The sequence below is a fragment of the Pantoea sp. C8B4 genome, from assembly GCF_051336905.1.
GTDB classification, from domain to species: domain Bacteria; phylum Pseudomonadota; class Gammaproteobacteria; order Enterobacterales; family Enterobacteriaceae; genus Pantoea; species Pantoea rwandensis_B.
In genome coordinates this window covers 1-17,626 of record NZ_JBGMNK010000015.1, presented here as the reverse complement: position 1 = coordinate 17,626, position 17,626 = coordinate 1, and the positions used below count along the sequence as shown (strand labels likewise).

Genomic DNA, 17,626 nt, shown 5'->3' with positions numbered 1-17,626 from the left:
CTGCGTTTATTGTCTGGAGGTTGTCAGGCGTTTATTCACGGTGATAAGGATGATTCGTGGTGATGCTCCAGGCACGATACAGGCTTTCGGCTACCAGCACACGCACCAGCGGGTGAGGCAACGTCAACGTGGACAGCGACCAGCTTTGCTCGGCAGCGGCTTTACAGGCCGGCGCCAGTCCTTCCGGACCGCCAATCAACAAGCTGACATCGCGGCCATCTTGTTTCCAGCGCTCAAGCTGTTGCGCCAGCTGTGGGGTTTCCCACGGCTGCCCTGGAATATCCAGCGTGACGATGCGGTTGCCTTTGCCGACGGCCGCTAACATCGCTTCACCCTCTTTTTCCAGGATGCGCTTGATGTCCGCGTTCTTGCCGCGTTTACCCGCAGGCACTTCGGTCAGTTCAAACGGCATATCCTTGGGGAAGCGGCGCAGATACTCCATGAAACCGGTCTGAACCCAGTCAGGCATTTTGGTGCCGACGGCCACAAGCTGCAGTTTCAAGGCTTAGCTCCAGAGCTTTTCCAGCTCATACAGCTGGCGGCTCTCTTCCTGCATCACGTGTACGATCACTTCGCCAAGATCAACGACGACCCAATCAGCGGCAGCTTTACCATCAACGCCCAGCGGTTTTAAACCCGCGGCACGGGATTCCTGAACCACGTGATCGGCGATCGAAACCACATGACGCGTCGACGTGCCGGTGCAGATGATCATGCAATCGGTGATGCTCGATTTGCCCTGAACATCAACAGCAATGATGTCCTGGCCTTTAATATCGTCAATCTTATCAATAACGAAATCTTGGAGTGCTTTACCTTGCAAAAGGTTCCCCTTAAAAACAGGTGATTACGAGAAGGCTGAATGCCCGGAAAACATAGCCTAAAATGAAGCGGCGCAGTATAGCACGCAACGATCAACCGCGATATAAGCCAGCGCGATCGATGTAGTCGATAACCGCGTCGGGCAGCAGATCGGTGCAGGATTGCCCCAGGTGACGACGCTGGCGTATTTCCGTGGCGGAGATGTCGAACAGCGGCGTATCAGCCAGCCAGATATGGCCTGCCGGTGCATGATGCAACTGTTCTGCGTGCTGTGCACGATGCGCATCCAGCCACTGCTGCATCTCAGGTGTTTCCATCTGCGTCGCATAGCCCGGTCGCTGGCACACCAACAGATGGCACAGAGAGAGGAGATCCTGCCAGCGATGCCATTTGGCTAACGTTAGCAGAGAATCTTGTCCGATGATAAACCCGAGGGGCTGTTCTGCTCCGCGTTCCGCACGGAGTGCTTCAAGCGTTGCGACCGTCCATGACGGCGTATCCCGTTCCAGCTCGCGCGTATCAATATCAAACAGGGGGCGGGTCGCAATCGCGCAGCACAGCATTTCCACGCGCTGCCGAGCACTGGCTTCAGGCTGTGGCCGATGCGGTGGCACGTTGTTGGGCAGCAGCGTGACCTTTTTCAACCCTACCTGTTGCGCCAGCGCTTCCACCGGGCGCAGGTGGCCAAAGTGGATAGGATCGAAGGTGCCGCCAAACAGCGCGTAAAGTTTAGACATCCGTAAAGCTTAGGGGAAAATCGCGGTGACACAGCAGCAGCGACAAGGTTTCAAGCTGCGGCCAGAGGTTTTGACCGTAATCCTGCTTCATGGTCAGCTCCAGTTCGGCGAGCAGATGCACAGCACGTTGCAGACGACGTGCATCAAGGCGTTGCAGCGCATCGGTAAACAGCGCGCGGCGGTTCTGCCAGATGCGTTGTTGATCCATCAGCGCTCGCAGACCCTGTTTGCCCTGATTGCGTTGCAAATGCAGCAGCGTCAATAAATCACGTTGCAGAGAACGCAGCAAAATCACCCCTTCAGCATCCTCTTTTTCCAGCTGATGCAGGATATGCAGGGCACGTTTGCTTTTTCCCGCCAGCAGGGCATCCACCCAGTGGAATGGGGTAAAGTGCGCAGCGTCATTCACCGCGTCCTCTACCCGGGGCAGAGTGAGCTTGCCATCCGGCCACAGCAGTGACAAGCGCTCCAGCGCCTGCGCCAGCGCCAGCAGGTTGCCTTCATAGCAGTAGCACAGCAGTTGAATCGCCGCGTCATCAACACTCAGCTTCATGGCTTTGGCGCGGCTCGCGACCCAACGTGGCAGCTGTGCTTGTTCGGGCGTCTGGCAGGGAACCAGCACGGCATGGGCGCTCAGCGCTTTAAACCAGGCGCTGTTTTCCTGCGCTTTGGTCAGTTTTGCCATGCGCAGCACCAGCAGGATATCGCTGTGCAGCAGGCTGGCGAGTTTGACCAGTTGCTCGGACATCGCTGCATTGGCACCGTTTTCTGGCAGTTGCAGCGTTAATGTCTGGCGTTGTGTGAACAGGCTGAGTGCCTGACAGCTGGCAAAGATCGCATCCCAGTCGGTTTGCGCATCGAGAGTGACACTGAAGTGTTCTTCAAAGCCTTGAGAAGAGGAGGCCGCGCGAATGGCGTCGGCACTTTCCTGAATCAGCAGCGGCTCATTGCCGGTCAGAAAATAACAGGCGCGCAGCCCCTCACGAAGCTGCGCGCTCAGTTGTTCAGGATAAATCCTGATCATTGCAGACTGGTTGCTGACGAAGAGGGCACTTCTGGTGAATTCTCACCTGGTGCGATGATCTCCGGCTGTGGCAATGTGTCTTTGTTGCTTTCCTGCGCGGCATGAACCGTTAACAGTTTACGCACCAGTTGCTCGGCGGCACGCTGACGCATCTCCTGCACGATCATGTCTTGCTCGGCATCCTTCGCCAGTGCGGCATTCGGGTTGTCGAAGAAAGAACGGTACACGGTGGTGCTGATCGGGTAGATGCCTTTGCCCGGGATCAGAACCTGCGCGGTCACTGTCATCACCAGTGAATACTCAGCAGTGGTGCCGCTGATAAACACTGACGCGGTATCACGTCCCAGCACTTCTGCGCCTAAGCGCAGAGTCGGGTATTTGGCACTGGCCTGTTTGCTGTCATCAACAATGGTGACATCATTGATACGCAGCTGTTGGCGCACGGTGCGCGCCATTGGACCATACGGGTCGCCACTCTGGACGATCAGCGTTTTCATCTCGGTTGGCACCATGGTGGTGCCGCGCGGGTGAAAACCACAGCCTGCGGTGATCATCACCGCAAGCAGGACAAACAGCCTGATAATCAGTTGTCGCACAGTTCCTCCTGAACTTAACCTACGACCAGGTTAAGCAGTTTGCCAGGGACATAAATCACTTTACGAAGTGTGACGCCTTCCAGATATTTCGCCACAATGTGCTCCTGCGCAGCACGCGCCTGAACCTGCTCCTGCGTAGCATCCGGCGCAACGGTAATCTTGCCGCGCACTTTGCCATTCACCTGTACAACGACCAGCAGTGAATCTTCCACCATCGCGGATTCATCCGCAACCGGCCAGCTGGCTTCATCGACACTACCTTCTCCACCCAGCGCCTGCCACAGCACATAGCTGGCGTGCGGCGTGAACGGATAGAGCAGACGAACGACCGCCACCAGCGCTTCCTGCATCAGTGCGCGATCTTGCTCGCTCTCCTGCGGGGCACGAGTCAGCTTGTTCATCAACTCCATGATGGCAGCGATAGCGGTGTTGAACGTCTGGCGACGACCCACGTCATCGGCCACCTTGGCGATGGTTTTGTGCAGATCGCGACGCAGCGCTTTCTGATCGTCGTTCAGTGCATTGAGGTCCAGCGCCACGGTGGCACCCTTCGCCACGTGTTCGTAGGCCAGTTTCCACACGCGCTTCAGGAAGCGGTTCGCACCTTCGACACCCGATTCCTGCCATTCCAGCGTCATTTCTGCTGGTGAAGCAAACATCATGAACAGACGCACGGTATCGGCACCGTAACGTTCAACCATCAGCTGTGGATCGATGCCGTTGTTTTTCGACTTGGACATCTTGCTCATGCCGGCATAAACCACTTCGCGGCCTGCGTTGTCGACAGCCTTAACAATACGACCTTTTTCATCGCGCTCGACGCTAACATCAACCGGAGAAACCCAGTTACGCTCGCCGCTTGCGCCGGTGTAATAGAATGCATCGGCCAGTACCATGCCCTGACACAGCAGACGTTTGGCTGGCTCATCAGAGTTCACCAGGCCCGCGTCACGCAGCAGCTTGTGGTAGAAGCGGAAGTACATCAGGTGCATGATGGCGTGTTCGATACCACCGACATACTGATCCACTGGCAGCCAGTAGTTCGCGGCGGCAGGATCCAGCATGCCTTCGTTGTAGTTGGCACAGGTGTAACGCGCGTAATACCAGGATGACTCCATAAAGGTGTCAAAGGTATCGGTTTCGCGCAGCGCTGGCTGGCCGTTAACCGTGGTTTTTGCCCACTCAGGATCGGCTTTGATCGGGCTGGTGATACCGTCCATCACCACATCTTCTGGCAGAATCACTGGCAGCTGATCTTCTGGCGTTGGCATCACCGTGCCGTCTTCCAGTGTCACCATTGGGATTGGCGCACCCCAGTAACGCTGACGGGACACACCCCAGTCGCGCAGACGATAGTTGACTTTACGCACGCCAACGCCTTTCGCCGCCAATGCATCAGCAATGGCGTTGAAGCCTGCCTGATGATCCAGACCGTTGAACTCACCCGAGTTGAACAGCGCGCCTTTATCGGTCATCGCCGCTTCGCTCAGGTCAGGCGTTGAACCATCCAGATTCAGGATCACTGGCTTGATGTTCAGGTTGTACTTGGTGGCGAACTCCCAGTCACGCTGGTCATGCCCTGGAACTGCCATGACTGCGCCGGTGCCGTATTCCATCAGGACAAAGTTAGCGACCCAGACCGGGATCTCTTCGCCCGTCAGCGGATGGATAGCAAACAGGCCGGTGGCCATGCCTTTCTTCTCCATCGTCGCCATATCCGCTTCAGCCACTTTGGTGGTGCTGCATTCAGCGATGAAGTCAGACAGCGCAGGGTTGCTGGCCGCAGCCTGACGCGCCAGCGGGTGGCCGGCTGCCACCGCAACGTAGGTCGCACCGAGGAAGGTGTCAGGACGCGTGGTATACACGGTCAATTTCTCTTCGCTGTACGCCACATCAAAGGTGATTTCCACGCCTTCAGAACGACCAATCCAGTTACGCTGCATGGTCTTGACCGTTTCAGGCCAGTCTTCCAGCTTATCCAGATCGTTGAGCAGCTCTTCCGCATAAGCGGTGATTTTCACGAACCACTGAGGGATCTCTTTGCGCTCAACTTTGGTGTCACAGCGCCAGCAGCAGCCGTCGATAACTTGTTCGTTAGCCAGCACGGTTTGGTCATGTGGGCACCAGTTCACCGCTGAGGTCTTTTTGTAGACCATGCCTTTTTCATAGAGCTTGGTGAAGAACCACTGTTCCCAGCGATAGTATTCTGGCTGGCAGGTCGCCAATTCACGGCTCCAGTCATAGCCAAAGCCCAGCAGTTTGAGCTGGTTCTTCATGTATTCGATGTTGTCATAAGTCCATGGTGCGGGCGCGGTGTTGTTTTTTACCGCAGCGCCTTCGGCTGGCAGACCAAACGCATCCCAGCCAATCGGCTGCAGGACATTTTTACCCAGCATGCGCTGATAGCGCGCAATCACATCGCCGATGGTGTAGTTACGCACGTGGCCCATGTGTAGGCGGCCAGAAGGATAGGGCAGCATAGAAAGGCAGTAGTATTTCTCTTTGCCTTCCTGCTCGGTCACTTTAAAGGTTTCGTTTTCGTCCCAGTGCTGTTGGACGCGGGATTCTATCTCTTCCGGGCGGTATTGCTCTTGCATGGCTGCCTGTGGTCCTTTATGAAAATCGTTAACCCTGAATAGTTCGCGTCACAGGAAGGCGGCAAAGGTGTGAATACACTCGCGCTTAACGAAGTAAGCGACGGCGTGAACACATGCAGCCAACGCACCTGCGACTTGAAGTATGACGGGTTCGCATACATTTAGATCCGCATAGCATACCCATAAGGCTCTTCCTCAACAACATTTCACGCCCCGGCAGAGCGGATTTCTACTCATTGCGCCGCCGCTTTCACCCTTTTGCGATTTACTCCGCTTTCGTCACGGCAAATATGACAGAACAGCTAAACTTACTATCAGCTATTCCCGCGGAAAGGAGAACAAAATGAATAACGTGGCGCAGGAGTATCGTGCAACGATAGCGGCATTAACCCAGCGGCTGGAGCAGGGCGAGCGTGATGTTGATGCCCTGGTTGCTGAGGCACGGCAGGATTTATTAGCGAAAAAGACGCTGACCTCTTCTGAAGTGAATGAGGTGATGCGGGCAGTCAGGCGCGATCTACACGAGTTCGCGCTCAGCTATCAGGAATCTTCAGATGTGCTCGGTGACTCCGTATTTTTGCGCGTCATTCGCGAGAGCGTGTGGAAAGAACTGGCGGATATCACGGACAAAAGCCAGCTAGAGTGGCGCGAGGTGTTTCAGGATCTACGACATCACGGTGTTTATCAAAGCGGTGAAGTGGTGGGATTGGGCAACCTGGTGTGTGAGAAGTGCGGTTTTACCCGGGCGATCTATACACCGGAGAGCTTAACGCGCTGCCCGGAGTGTGGGCACGATCATTTCCAGCGTCAGCCTTTTGAACCTTAATGAGCAGAAAACCCTAAGATGAATCGCGCCGCTGCGTGCGTGATGGAAAATCACAGCCATGCAGCGGCGCGATGGATGGCACTAATTAATGCAGGATCTTCGCGAGGAAGTCTTTTGCGCGGTCGGACTGCGGGTTATTAAAGAAGTCATCTTTGTTAGTGTCTTCGACAATTTTCCCTTCATCCATAAAGATCACGCGATTGGCAACTTTGCGCGCAAAGCCCATCTCGTGCGTCACCACCATCATGGTCATGCCTTCGTTCGCCAGTTCCACCATGACGTCCAGCACTTCGTTGATCATCTCTGGGTCGAGCGCAGATGTCGGTTCGTCAAACAGCATCGCGATGGGGTCCATACACAGCGCACGGGCAATCGCCACACGCTGTTGCTGGCCACCCGAGAGCTGTCCAGGGAACTTCTCCGCATGCGCAGCCAGACCAACACGCGTCAGCAGCTTGAGACCCTTCTCACGCGCAGCGGCTTTATCACGCTTTAACACTTTGACCTGCGCCAGCACCAGGTTATCGACAATGCTGAGGTGCGGGAACAGTTCGAAGTGCTGGAACACCATACCGACCTTGCTGCGCAGTTGCGCCAGGTTGGTTTTCTTGTTGTTCACTTCGGTACCGTTAACCTGAATGCTGCCTTCCTGCACCGGTTCCAGACCATTCACCGTTTTAATCAAGGTTGACTTACCTGAGCCGGACGGTCCACAGACCACCACCACTTCACCTTTTTTCACTTCGGTGGAGCAGTTGGTCAGCACCTGAAAGTGACCATACCACTTAGAAACATTTTTCAGGCTAATCATTTAAACCGTCCTCTTTCTTTTCAGATAGCTAACCAACAGCGAAGCGCTCAGGCTGATCACAAAATAGACCAGACCGGCAAACAGAACCATTTCAACCTGGGTACCGTCACGTTCGCCAATCGTCGAGGCGGTACGGAAGAAGTCAGCCAGGCTTAACACATACACCAGCGACGTATCCTGGAACAACACAATGCCCTGCGTCAGCAGCAGTGGCACCATGGCGCGGAACGCCTGCGGCAGGATGATCAATTTCATTGATTGCCAGTGCGTCATACCCAACGCCAGCGCAGCATTCGACTGTCCACGTGAGATGCTCTGGATACCCGCACGAATGATTTCCGAATAGTAGGCCGCTTCAAACAGGGCAAAAGCGATCATGGCGGAAATCAGGCGAATGTCAGTTTTGGGGGAAAGTCCCAATACCTGTTGCAGTAATGCAGGCACCACCAGATAGAACCACAGCAGCACCATCACCAGCGGCACGGAGCGGAACAGGTTGACGTACAGCTTAGCGAACCAGCGAATCGGCGCGAACGGTGACAGACGCATCACGGCCAGAATCGTGCCCCAGATAATGCCGAACACCACGGCGACGGCGGTAATCTTGAAGGTGATGATCAAGCCATTCCACAAATAGGGCAGGCTGGGAAGAATCGAACTCCAGTCAAAATCGTACATTATTTGCCTCCCAGATTGCCGGGCAGGCGAATTTTACGTTCTACCAAACTCATAATCAGCATGATCACCAGGTTAATACCCACGTAAGCCAGGGTAATGGCGGTGAAGGATTCATAGGCGTGCGCCGAGTAGTCGAGCAACTTACCGGCCTGCGCCGCCATATCCACCAGACCAATGGTCGAAGCGATGGCAGAGTTTTTCACCAGGTTCAGCATTTCCGAGGTCATCGGCGGCACTATCACGCGATAGGCATTAGGCAGCAGCACGTAGCGATAAGTTTGCGGCAGCGTCAGTCCCATCGCCAACCCTGCGTTTTTCTGACCGCGTGGCAGTGATTGAATCGCGGCACGTACCTGTTCGCAAACACGGGCAGCAGTGAACAAGCCGAGGCAAATAGTTGAGGAAACAAAGAACTGAATATTGGGGTCCAGTTCTGCTTTAAACCACATCCCCAGTTTTTCGCCAACCAGTTCTGGTGCCACCAGATACCAGAAGAAGAACTGGACGATCAGCGGGATATTACGAAACAGTTCCACGTAGCAGGTACCAATGGTCGACAGCAGTCGATTGGGCACGGTACGCAGAATGCCAAAGAAGGAACCTACCAGGAAGGCGATAATCCAGGCGCAGCAGGAAACCGCAACGGTAACCTGAAATCCGGACCACAGCCAGCCGAGGTAAGTCGTATTGCCGAACGGGGCCTGTTGTAAAAAGATGCCCCAGTTCCAATCGATACCCATAACGAGCTCCGGTAAAAAAAGGGTAGCGAGGCTACCCATAAGATTGTTGAGCGGTGTCTTGCGTCCTGCTTCAGGGGAACGACCTGTTGCAGTCTGTCTGTCCGCACCGCGTGTTCAGCAATCGAGAGGGCAGCCTAACTGCCCTTGTTTTCATTGTTAATTCAGAGTGCTTTGTCGTTTGGTGCTTTGAACAGCGCCTGCATATCTGGAGACAGTTCGAAGTTCATGTTCAGATTCTTCGGTGGAATCGGCTGTTTGAACCAGGTATCGAACCACTTAGCGGCTTCACCCGATGTCTGCGCTTTCGCGATGGTTTCATCCATCAGCTGTTTGAACTGCGGGTCTTCTTTACGCAGCATACAGCCGTATGCTTCTTTCGACTGAGGTGTGCCAGTGATCTGCCAGTCGTCTGGTTTCTTCGCTTTAGCACGTTCACCCGCCAGCAGAGCATCATCCATCATAAAGGCCACGGCACGACCGGTTTCCAGCGTACGGAAAGAATCGCCATGGTCTTTGGCGCTGATGATGCGCATGTCCATTTTCTTCTCATCGTTCAGCTTGTGCAGCAGAACTTCAGAAGTGGTACCAGAGGTCACGACAACGGTTTTGCCTTTCAGGTCCGCGAAATCTTTGATGTCGCCACCTTTCTTCACCAGCAGACGCGTACCGATGATAAATACGGTATCGGAGAAGGCGGCTTGCTGCTGACGCTCCAGGTTGTTGGTGGTAGAACCACATTCAAAATCGTAAGTGCCGTTCTGCAGCAGTGGGATACGGTTCTGAGAGGTGATCGGCAGCATTTTCACCTGCAGATCAGGCTTGTTCAGCTTGGCTTTGATCGCCGCTACGATGGCGTTTGAGTAGTCTTGTGAATAGCCAACCACTTTTTGCTGGTTGTCGTAGTAAGAAAAGGGAACTGATGACTCACGATGCCCAACGACGATCACGCCGCTATCATTAATTTTTTTCAGGGTGCCGGTGAGATCTTCCGCCTGGGCCGCTCCCGCTGCTGCTCCCAACAGCAGAAGAGATAATGCCACTTTGCGTGTCTGCATGTTCCTACTCCTTTGAATGGATGTCGCGCAGAACATAAACTGCGCAGATTGTGATGTTGTGTGTATTTCGTGCTGCTTTTTTAGTTATCCCTTAGCGCAACTGCGCGCAGGATAGTGATTAACATAGCGAATTGTTAACGCAATGAAACAAAAAAGTTTGTTTTTTGCGAGCCGCTCCGCACCATTAAGAGGCAATGAAAAGCCATTGCGCCGTTTCGGTGCGTGTCAGTGCCAAATAATAGTGCGTGAACATGGCATTACGCTGACAAAACGCTGATGTTGATAAAATCACTGAAATAATTAGCAATGATCGTGCCAGCACGGTGAAATGCGCGAAAAAGCCAGCAGAGAATCTGGTAAAGCGTAGCCGATGGGAGCGGAAAACAGCGCAAAAAAAAGGCGAAGTGAGCACTTCGCCTGTCAGAATGTGATCGGGGTGTCAGTGGCGGCGACGAATAATCGCCAGGACGATGCCGATCAACGTCAGAATCCATACCGGCCAGATTCCTGCTTTGGCATAAGGGGTCTCACCGGTGGTGGGTGTCACCCTGGCTTCCAGCACGTCACGCGTGAACTGCGGGATCTCTTTTTCAACCTCGCCGTTGGCATTCACCACCGCCGTAACACCGTTATTGGTGGATCGCAACAGCGGACGGCCCAGTTCCAGTGCACGCATACGCGCCATCTGGAAGTGCTGCCATGGGCCGATGGAGTGACCAAACCAGGCATCGTTAGAGACCGTCAGCAGGAAGTTGGTATTGGGGCGGAAGTTAGCGCGTACCTGCTCGCCCAACACAATCTCGTAGCAGATGGCACTGGTGAGGTCATAACCCGCCACCTTCAACTGCGGCTGCACATAGGCGCCACGGCTGAACGACGACATTGGCAGATCGAAGAACGGCGCCAGCGGACGCAGCAAGTCTTCAAGCGGCACAAACTCCCCGAACGGCACCAGATGGTTTTTCTGATAACGGTTATGGCTTTGGTAGCTGTAAGGTTGCTCGCCGCCCAGCACAATCACGGAGTTGTAATCGTGGTAGCGGTTATCCCCTTCAACGCGTGAATCGACAATCCCGGTAATTAACGAGCTGCCGCGCTCGCGCAGTTCTGCGTCCAGCGCTTTGAGGAATGGCTGCTGATTGCTTTCCAGGTCGGTAATCGCCGATTCAGGCCAGATAATGATGGGTGCTTTGCCCATAAAAGGCTGGCTGTAAGAGGTGTACACGCGCAACGTATTCAGCAACTGCTGCGGATCCCACTTCATCGACTGTGGAATGTTGCCTTGCACCATCGCCACATCCACGCTGCGTTCCGGCAACGGCTGATACCATTGCAACATGCGCAGTGGCCATGGCAGCAGCAACAAGACTGCGGCGGCCACCAGGCTCTTCACCGTGCGATGATAAAGCGCATGCACCAGCAGACCGGCGATCATCATTAACAGGAAAGTGATGGTTTCGACGCCTGCCAGCGGCGCAAGGCCTTTGAGCGGACCGTCGATCTGGCTATAGCCGAACTGCAGCCAGGGGAATCCGGTCAGAATCCAGCCACGCAGGAATTCGCTGATTTGCCACAATGCCGGTGCAGCTAACACCAGACGCCACAAGGTCGCGCGGGGCCACAGGCGATTAAGTACCGCCGCAAACAGCATCGGATAGATGGCGAGATAAGCGGCCAGCAATATCACCAGGAAGACGTTAACCGGGCCGGGCATACCGCCGAAGGTGGCGATGCTGACGTAAACCCAATTAATGCCACTGCCGAACAGACCAAAGCCCCAGACGAAGCCAATCGCGGCGGCTTGTGGGCTGCGGCGATCCAGTAGCAGCAACTGCAGTCCCGCCAGGGAAACTAATGCGGCAGGCCAAAAATCGTAGGGAGAAAAGGAAAGGGTGCCAACGGCACCCGTAATCAAAGCCAGCAGCAGGCGAACCCGCTGCTGCGAGTATAGAGAGGCTAAAGCCATAAAATTATTCGTCTTCCAGTTGCGGTTGTGGAGAGTCTTCCGGAATTTTCACATGCACCTGGATGATACGGCGGCTGTCGGCCATCGCGACTTTGAATTGGTAACCATCAATGTCGATGCTCTCACCGCGCGCGGGAAGGTGGCCGAATCCCTGCATCACCAGACCGCCAATGGTATCCACTTCATCATCACTGAAGCTGGTACCAAATACCTCGTTAAAATCCTCGATAGGCGCAAGCGCACGTACGGTATAGGTATGGCGGTTTAACTGACGGATATCACGATCTTCTTCATCGTCATATTCATCTTCAATTTCACCGACAATCAATTCGAGGATATCTTCAATCGTGACCAGCCCGGAAACGCCACCGAATTCGTCAATGACGATCGCCATATGATAGCGCTGGGAACGGAACTCTTTCAGCATGCGGTCGACACGCTTACTTTCAGGCACGACAACGGCGGTGCGCAGCACTTTCTCAATGCTGAAAGGTTCAGACGCGCTGCTCATAAACGGCAGCAGGTCTTTGGCCATCAAAATGCCTTCGACGTGGTCTTTATCTTCGCTGATCACCGGGAAGCGTGAGTGAGCGGAATCAATAATGACCGCGAGACACTCTTCAAGGCTTTGGTTGCGTTTAAGGGTGATCATCTGGGAGCGCGGGATCATGATGTCACGCACACGCTGTTCGGCAATATCCAGAACCCCTTCGAGCATGTCGCGGGTGTCCTGATCGATCAGCTCTTTTTGCTCAGAATCGCGGATCAGTCCCAGTAGCTCATCACGGTTTTTAGGTTCACCGTGAAAAAGTTGGTTAATTAACAGGGAGAAAAATCCCTTTTTACTACTGGGTGCGTCGCTGTTTTGAGAATGGTCGTCGCTCATGGCGTTTTTATTTCGTTCTCTCTGGTGAGGGAAAGGAACTGCTGGCATCCGCGCCAGCAGCGCAATAACCTGAACCTAAGGGGATCAGGCGTCTTCTTTCTCCGAAATGTACGGGTCAGGATAACCAAGAGCAAGCATTATCTCGGTCTCCAGCGCCTCCATTTCTTCGGCTTCTTCGTCTTCAATATGGTCATAGCCCAGCAGATGTAGCGTACCGTGGACCACCATATGAGCCCAGTGGGATTCAACGGTTTTGCCTTGTTCTTCCGCTTCTTGCTCAACAACCTGACGACAAATAATCAGGTCGCCCAGCAGTGGCAACTCAATCCCGGGTGGCGCTTCAAACGGGAAAGAGAGCACGTTGGTCGGCTTATCCTTACCGCGATAAGTCAGATTAAGCTCATGACTCTCCGCTTCATCCACCAGACGGATGGTGACTTCGCTTTCCGGCTGGAAAGGCGTAACGGCGGCTTCGAGCCAGCGCTGGAAAGCAGGTTCGGCTGGCAGGCCATTTTCATCGGCACAGGCCAACTGTAAATCTAAAATCACCGCGCTCATGAAGGCTCCTGCGGGCTGGATGGGGCGGCAAGTTGAGACGCCAGCGTTTCTCGCTTGCGCTCTTCTGCCAGTTTGTCACGGCGTTTCTGATCGGCTTCCTCCCACGCTTCATAAGCATTCACGATGCGTGCGACAACCGGATGACGCACCACGTCTTCGCTGTGGAAAAAGTTAAAACTGATTTCATCGACTTCCGCCAAAACCTCAATGGCATGACGCAGGCCGGATTTGGTGCTGCGCGGCAGGTCAATCTGTGTGACGTCACCGGTGATCACCGCTTTGGAGTTGAAACCGATACGTGTCAGGAACATCTTCATCTGCTCGATAGTGGTGTTCTGACTCTCATCGAGAATCACGAAGGCGTCATTGAGTGTGCGGCCGCGCATGTAAGCGAGCGGGGCCACTTCAATGACATTGCGCTCCATCAGCTTTTCCACGCGCTCAAAGCCGAGCATTTCAAACAAGGCATCGTAGAGCGGACGCAGATAAGGATCGACTTTCTGGCTCAGGTCACCCGGCAGGAAGCCCAGTTTCTCACCGGCCTCTACCGCAGGGCGCGTCAGCAGAATACGGCGGATTTCCTGACGTTCGAGGGCATCAACAGCAGCGGCCACCGCCAGATAGGTTTTACCGGTACCGGCTGGGCCCACACCGAAGGTGATGTCATGGTCGAGGATATTCGCCACATACTGTGCCTGGTTTGGCGTACGAGGTTTAATCACACCGCGCTTGGTTTTGATGTGTATCGCCTTACCAAACTCCGGCACGCTTTCGGCGGTTTGCTCCAGTACACGGCTCTCTTTGATCGCCAGATGCACCTGGTCCGGTTCAATATCCGGGATTTGGCCACGCACAGGGGCGGTGCTCACGTACAGGTCACGCAGAATGTTGATGGCCGCATCAACGCTGAGCGATCGGCCCACCAGTTTGAAATGGTTGTCCCGACGGTTGATTTCGACACCGAGGCGTTTTTCCAGCTGCTTCACATTGTCATCAAACGGACCGCACAGGCTCATCAGCCGGCGGTTATCAGCCGGTTCAAGGGCGATTTCACGAGTTTCGATATTCAAATGAATCCTTTGGGTCACTCAGGGCCAGTTGAAGAAGGTGTATCCAATGCTTCATTACAGACATAAGCATCTATACCCGTCATATTTCAAGGTGCAGGTGCGTTGGCTGCACTCATTCACCCCAGTCACTTACCGGAGTAAGCTCCAGGGGATTCATTCCCTTGCCGCCTTCCTGAACCTTGAATGATTTAGGGTATATACGGAATTATTTATGGGGCAAGGCCCGGCTGCAAGTTGCAAAAGCGATATTTGGGCGTTGCAGGTGGAATGCAAGGGGCACGGGATGAAACGGGCGGCAGCATCTTGTGCACTGCCGCGCAAAGCGTGGGAAATCAAGGTTGGTAGAGACCGACACCGATGTCATTTTCACGGCGCGTACGGGCTATGACGGCATCGGGGCTTTGGCTGACACGCAAGGCCATTTCATCTTCGGTGCGGATCAGTTTGCCGCGCAGCGAGTTGGCATGAACATCGACAATTTCCACGTCGACAAACTTACCGATCATTTCAACAGGCGCTTCGAAGTTCACCACGCGGTTGTTGTCGGTGCGCCCGGTGAGTTCCATGACATTTTTACGTGAGATACCTTCAATCAGCACACGCTGCGTGGTGCCGAGCATGCGACGACTCCACGCCATCGCCTGCTGATTGAGGCGATCCTGCAGAATATACAGGCGCTGCTTTTTCTCTTCTTCCGAAACATCGTCAGGCAAATCAGCGGCAGGCGTACCCGGACGGGCCGAGTAGATAAAGCTGAAGCTGACATCGAAATTCACGTCGCCCACCAGTTTCATGGTCTGCTCAAAATCCTGCTGCGTTTCGCCAGGGAAACCAATGATGAAATCTGAACTCATCTGAATATCAGGACGTGCTTTCTGCAGCTTGCGGACGATGGCTTTATATTCCAGCGCGGTATGCGCACGCTTCATCAGCGTCAGGATACGATCGGCACCGCTCTGAACGGGTAAGTGCAGGAAGCTCGCCAACTCTGGCGTGTCACGGTAGACATCAATAATGTCATCAGTGAATTCAATCGGATGGCTGGTGGTAAAGCGGATGCGGTCGATGCCATCAATGGCCGCCACCAGACGCAACAGTTCCGCGAAGCTGCAAAGCTGGTCATCAAAGGTCGTGCCGCGATAGGCGTTGACGTTTTGGCCCAGTAAATTCACTTCTCGCACGCCCTGCGCAGCCAGTTGCGCGATTTCCAACAGAATATCGTCACAGGGGCGGCTCACTTCTTCGCCTCGGGTGTAAGGCACCACGCAGAAAGTACAGTATTTGTTACAGCCTTCCATAATGGAGACAAAGGCCGTCGGGCCTTCTGCACGCGGTTCTGGCAGACGGTCAAATTTCTCGATTTCCGGGAAGCTGATGTCAATCACCGGGCTTTTCGTCCCGCGCACCTGATTCAGCATCTCTGGCAAGCGATGCAGCGTCTGTGGACCAAACACAATATCCACGCAATTGGCGCGTTCACGCAGGCGTTCACCTTCCTGCGAAGCGACACAGCCGCCGACGCCAATAATCACGTCAGGATTTATCGCTTTCAATTTCTTCCAGCGTCCTAACAGGGCGAAAACCTTCTCCTGCGCCTTCTCACGGATCGAGCAGGTGTTGAGCAGCAGTACATCCGCCTCTTCAGCATCCTCGGTCAGGGTGTAACCGTGCGTGCTGTTCAGCAGATCGGCCATCTTTGATGAATCGTACTCATTCATCTGACAGCCCCAGGTTTTAATATGCAGTTTTTTGATCATCGAACTAGCCATTGATTCAGAGCAGGGAAGTGCAGGGCGCGTATTGTAATGCTTTGCTGCTGTTGTGACCAGCACAGCAGGGCCTGAGATTGTGCAGCAAATTTCCGGTACACTTTATCTATCAACGTGATGACGTGAGCTATCACGGCAAGCAGAAGGATTAGAGTCAATGCAGGATTCACATTTTGATGTGGTGGTGGTGGGCGGCGGTATGGTCGGTGCCGCGCTGGCTTGTGGACTGGCACAGCAGCAATTTCGTGTGGCGGTGATTGAACGTGCCGAACCCGCAGCGTTTGACGCCGCAAGCCCGCCCGATGTCCGCATTTCCGCGATTGGAGCCTCGTCGGTAGCACTGCTGCGTCAATTGAATGTGTGGGAACGCGTGCAGGCGATGCGCTGTGCGCCTTATCGCAAGCTCGAAACCTGGGAGTGGCAAAGTGCACATGTGACCTTTGATGCCGCCTCGCTGGGCTTGCCTGAGCTGGGATATATGGTGGAAAACAGCGTGCTGCAACGTGCGCTGTGGGAAAAGATGCAGGAAGAGGGGATCACGCTGATCTGCCCCGCCAGCCTGCAACAGCTTCAATCGCATCGCGGCGGCTGGCAGGTTCAGCTGGATAATGGCACCACGCTGGATACGCGGCTGGTGGTTGGCGCGGATGGCGCCAACTCCCGCGTGCGCCAGCTGGCGGGAATTGGGGTGCGTGGCTGGCAATACGCGCAGTCCTGCATGCTGATTAGCGTCGAATGTGAGCATGATGCGGGGGATTCGACCTGGCAGCAATTTACGCCGGAGGGGCCACGTGCTTTTCTGCCGCTGTTTGATCGCCATGCTTCTCTGGTGTGGTATGACGCACCGGCGCGTATTCGCCAGCTACAGGCGTTGCCATTGTCACAGCTTGAAAGAGAGATTCACGCCCATTTCCCGGCACGCGCTGGGCGGGTTCAGGTGAAGAAAGCAGCCTCATTCCCTTTGGTTCGTCGCCACGCTACCCGCTATGTCTTGCCAGGATTAGCGCTGGTGGGCGATGCGGCACACACCATCAATCCCCTCGCGGGACAGGGCGTCAACCTCGGCTATCGTGACGTTGATGCATTAATCAATACGTTGGTGGAAGCGCGCAGCCAGGCACAGTTGTGGTCATCGGACGCGGTGTTACAGCGTTATCATCGTCAACGTTATAAAGATAATTTGCTGATGCAGGGCGGGATGGATCTGTTCTATTTTGCCTTTAGCAACACGCTGGCCCCATTGCGTTTTGTGCGTAATCTGGGATTGATTGCAGCGGAGAATGCCGGAGCGCTGAAACGTAAGGCGCTGAAGTACGCGTTGGGCTTATAGGTGTCAGAGCGTCGCAAGGCGCTCTTTGTTTTAACCGGAAGCAGAAAACAATAAAGCCCGCAAAAGCGGGCTTTATTGTGCAATTTGGCTGGGGTGCAGGGATTCGAACCCCGGAATGCTGGTATCAGAAACCAGAGCCTTACCGCTTGGCGACACCCCAA

Annotated in this window: 17 protein-coding genes and 1 tRNA gene; 2 read left to right on the top strand and 16 right to left on the bottom strand. The window is 54.5% G+C overall.

The window, feature by feature from the left end; genetic code table 11:
* Positions 1-31: 31 nt before the first annotated feature.
* The 6 genes from rlmH to leuS all read right to left on the bottom strand — a co-directional run bounded on the left by rlmH (position 32) and on the right by leuS (position 5,776).
* Positions 32-502: a 23S rRNA (pseudouridine(1915)-N(3))-methyltransferase RlmH gene (gene rlmH, locus ACCW76_RS16840; protein ID WP_038648318.1), complete on the bottom strand. Its 471-nt coding sequence runs from the start codon at positions 500-502 to the stop codon at positions 32-34.
* 3 nt (positions 503-505) lie between these two features.
* Complete coding sequence (gene rsfS, locus ACCW76_RS16835; protein WP_038648315.1) at positions 506-823, bottom strand: ribosome silencing factor; 318 nt, start codon at positions 821-823, stop codon at positions 506-508.
* 91 nt (positions 824-914) lie between these two features.
* A complete protein-coding gene (nadD, locus tag ACCW76_RS16830; protein WP_436339336.1) occupies positions 915-1,559 on the bottom strand; it encodes a nicotinate-nucleotide adenylyltransferase in 645 nt (214 codons plus the stop codon).
* Positions 1,552-2,583, bottom strand: coding sequence for a DNA polymerase III subunit delta (holA, locus tag ACCW76_RS16825; protein ID WP_436339335.1), 1,032 nt, complete (start codon positions 2,581-2,583; stop codon positions 1,552-1,554). Before holA ends, nadD begins: the two co-directional genes overlap by 8 nt.
* On the bottom strand, positions 2,580-3,179 hold the full coding sequence (gene lptE / locus ACCW76_RS16820; RefSeq protein WP_436339334.1) for an LPS assembly lipoprotein LptE: 600 nt from the start codon (positions 3,177-3,179) through the stop codon (positions 2,580-2,582). Before lptE ends, holA begins: the two co-directional genes overlap by 4 nt.
* A 14-nt stretch (positions 3,180-3,193) precedes the next feature.
* Positions 3,194-5,776, bottom strand: a complete 2,583-nt coding sequence (gene leuS, locus ACCW76_RS16815; RefSeq protein WP_436339332.1) for a leucine--tRNA ligase — start codon at positions 5,774-5,776, stop codon at positions 3,194-3,196.
* Positions 5,777-6,119: 343 nt separating this feature from the next.
* Between leuS and ACCW76_RS16810 the strand changes: the two genes are divergently transcribed.
* Complete coding sequence (locus tag ACCW76_RS16810) at positions 6,120-6,602, top strand: zinc ribbon-containing protein (protein WP_038648301.1); 483 nt, start codon at positions 6,120-6,122, stop codon at positions 6,600-6,602.
* Between the two features lie 85 nt (positions 6,603-6,687).
* On the opposite strand, the gene ACCW76_RS16805 is transcribed toward ACCW76_RS16810, so the two are convergent.
* The 9 genes from ACCW76_RS16805 to miaB all read right to left on the bottom strand — a co-directional run bounded on the left by ACCW76_RS16805 (position 6,688) and on the right by miaB (position 16,123).
* On the bottom strand, positions 6,688-7,413 hold the full coding sequence (locus ACCW76_RS16805; protein WP_038648298.1) for an amino acid ABC transporter ATP-binding protein: 726 nt from the start codon (positions 7,411-7,413) through the stop codon (positions 6,688-6,690).
* Positions 7,414-8,091, bottom strand: a complete 678-nt coding sequence (gene gltK / locus ACCW76_RS16800; protein WP_436339330.1) for a glutamate/aspartate ABC transporter permease GltK — start codon at positions 8,089-8,091, stop codon at positions 7,414-7,416.
* Complete coding sequence (locus ACCW76_RS16795) at positions 8,091-8,831, bottom strand: amino acid ABC transporter permease (RefSeq protein ID WP_034829069.1); 741 nt, start codon at positions 8,829-8,831, stop codon at positions 8,091-8,093. Before ACCW76_RS16795 ends, gltK begins: the two co-directional genes overlap by 1 nt.
* A gap of 161 nt (positions 8,832-8,992) precedes the next feature.
* Positions 8,993-9,886 carry a glutamate/aspartate ABC transporter substrate-binding protein gene (locus ACCW76_RS16790; protein ID WP_200573141.1) on the bottom strand — a complete coding sequence of 298 codons (894 nt, stop codon included), beginning with the start codon at positions 9,884-9,886 and terminating at the stop codon, positions 8,993-8,995.
* A 439-nt stretch (positions 9,887-10,325) separates the two neighbouring features.
* Positions 10,326-11,852 (bottom strand): apolipoprotein N-acyltransferase, encoded by a 1,527-nt coding sequence (lnt, locus tag ACCW76_RS16785; protein WP_436339327.1) that lies wholly within the window; start codon positions 11,850-11,852, stop codon positions 10,326-10,328.
* 4 nt (positions 11,853-11,856) lie between these two features.
* On the bottom strand, positions 11,857-12,738 hold the full coding sequence (gene corC / locus ACCW76_RS16780) for a CNNM family magnesium/cobalt transport protein CorC (protein ID WP_034829075.1): 882 nt from the start codon (positions 12,736-12,738) through the stop codon (positions 11,857-11,859).
* A gap of 84 nt (positions 12,739-12,822) precedes the next feature.
* Positions 12,823-13,296, bottom strand: a complete 474-nt coding sequence (gene ybeY / locus ACCW76_RS16775; protein ID WP_436339325.1) for an rRNA maturation RNase YbeY — start codon at positions 13,294-13,296, stop codon at positions 12,823-12,825.
* Positions 13,293-14,366 (bottom strand): PhoH family protein, encoded by a 1,074-nt coding sequence (locus ACCW76_RS16770; RefSeq protein ID WP_058960793.1) that lies wholly within the window; start codon positions 14,364-14,366, stop codon positions 13,293-13,295. The genes ybeY and ACCW76_RS16770 overlap by 4 nt, the downstream gene beginning before the upstream one ends.
* A 332-nt stretch (positions 14,367-14,698) precedes the next feature.
* The gene (gene miaB / locus ACCW76_RS16765; RefSeq protein WP_436339324.1) at positions 14,699-16,123 is read right to left on the bottom strand and encodes a tRNA (N6-isopentenyl adenosine(37)-C2)-methylthiotransferase MiaB; all 1,425 of its coding nucleotides are present in this window, start codon (positions 16,121-16,123) and stop codon (positions 14,699-14,701) included.
* 169 nt (positions 16,124-16,292) lie between these two features.
* Between miaB and ubiF the strand changes: the two genes are divergently transcribed.
* Entirely contained in the window at positions 16,293-17,465 is a 1,173-nt protein-coding gene (gene ubiF / locus ACCW76_RS16760; RefSeq protein ID WP_436339323.1) for a 3-demethoxyubiquinol 3-hydroxylase, read from the top strand.
* Between the two features lie 85 nt (positions 17,466-17,550).
* Here the strand turns inward: ubiF and ACCW76_RS16755 are convergent.
* Positions 17,551-17,625: transfer RNA gene (locus tag ACCW76_RS16755), tRNA-Gln, on the bottom strand.
* Position 17,626: the final 1 nt, after the last annotated feature.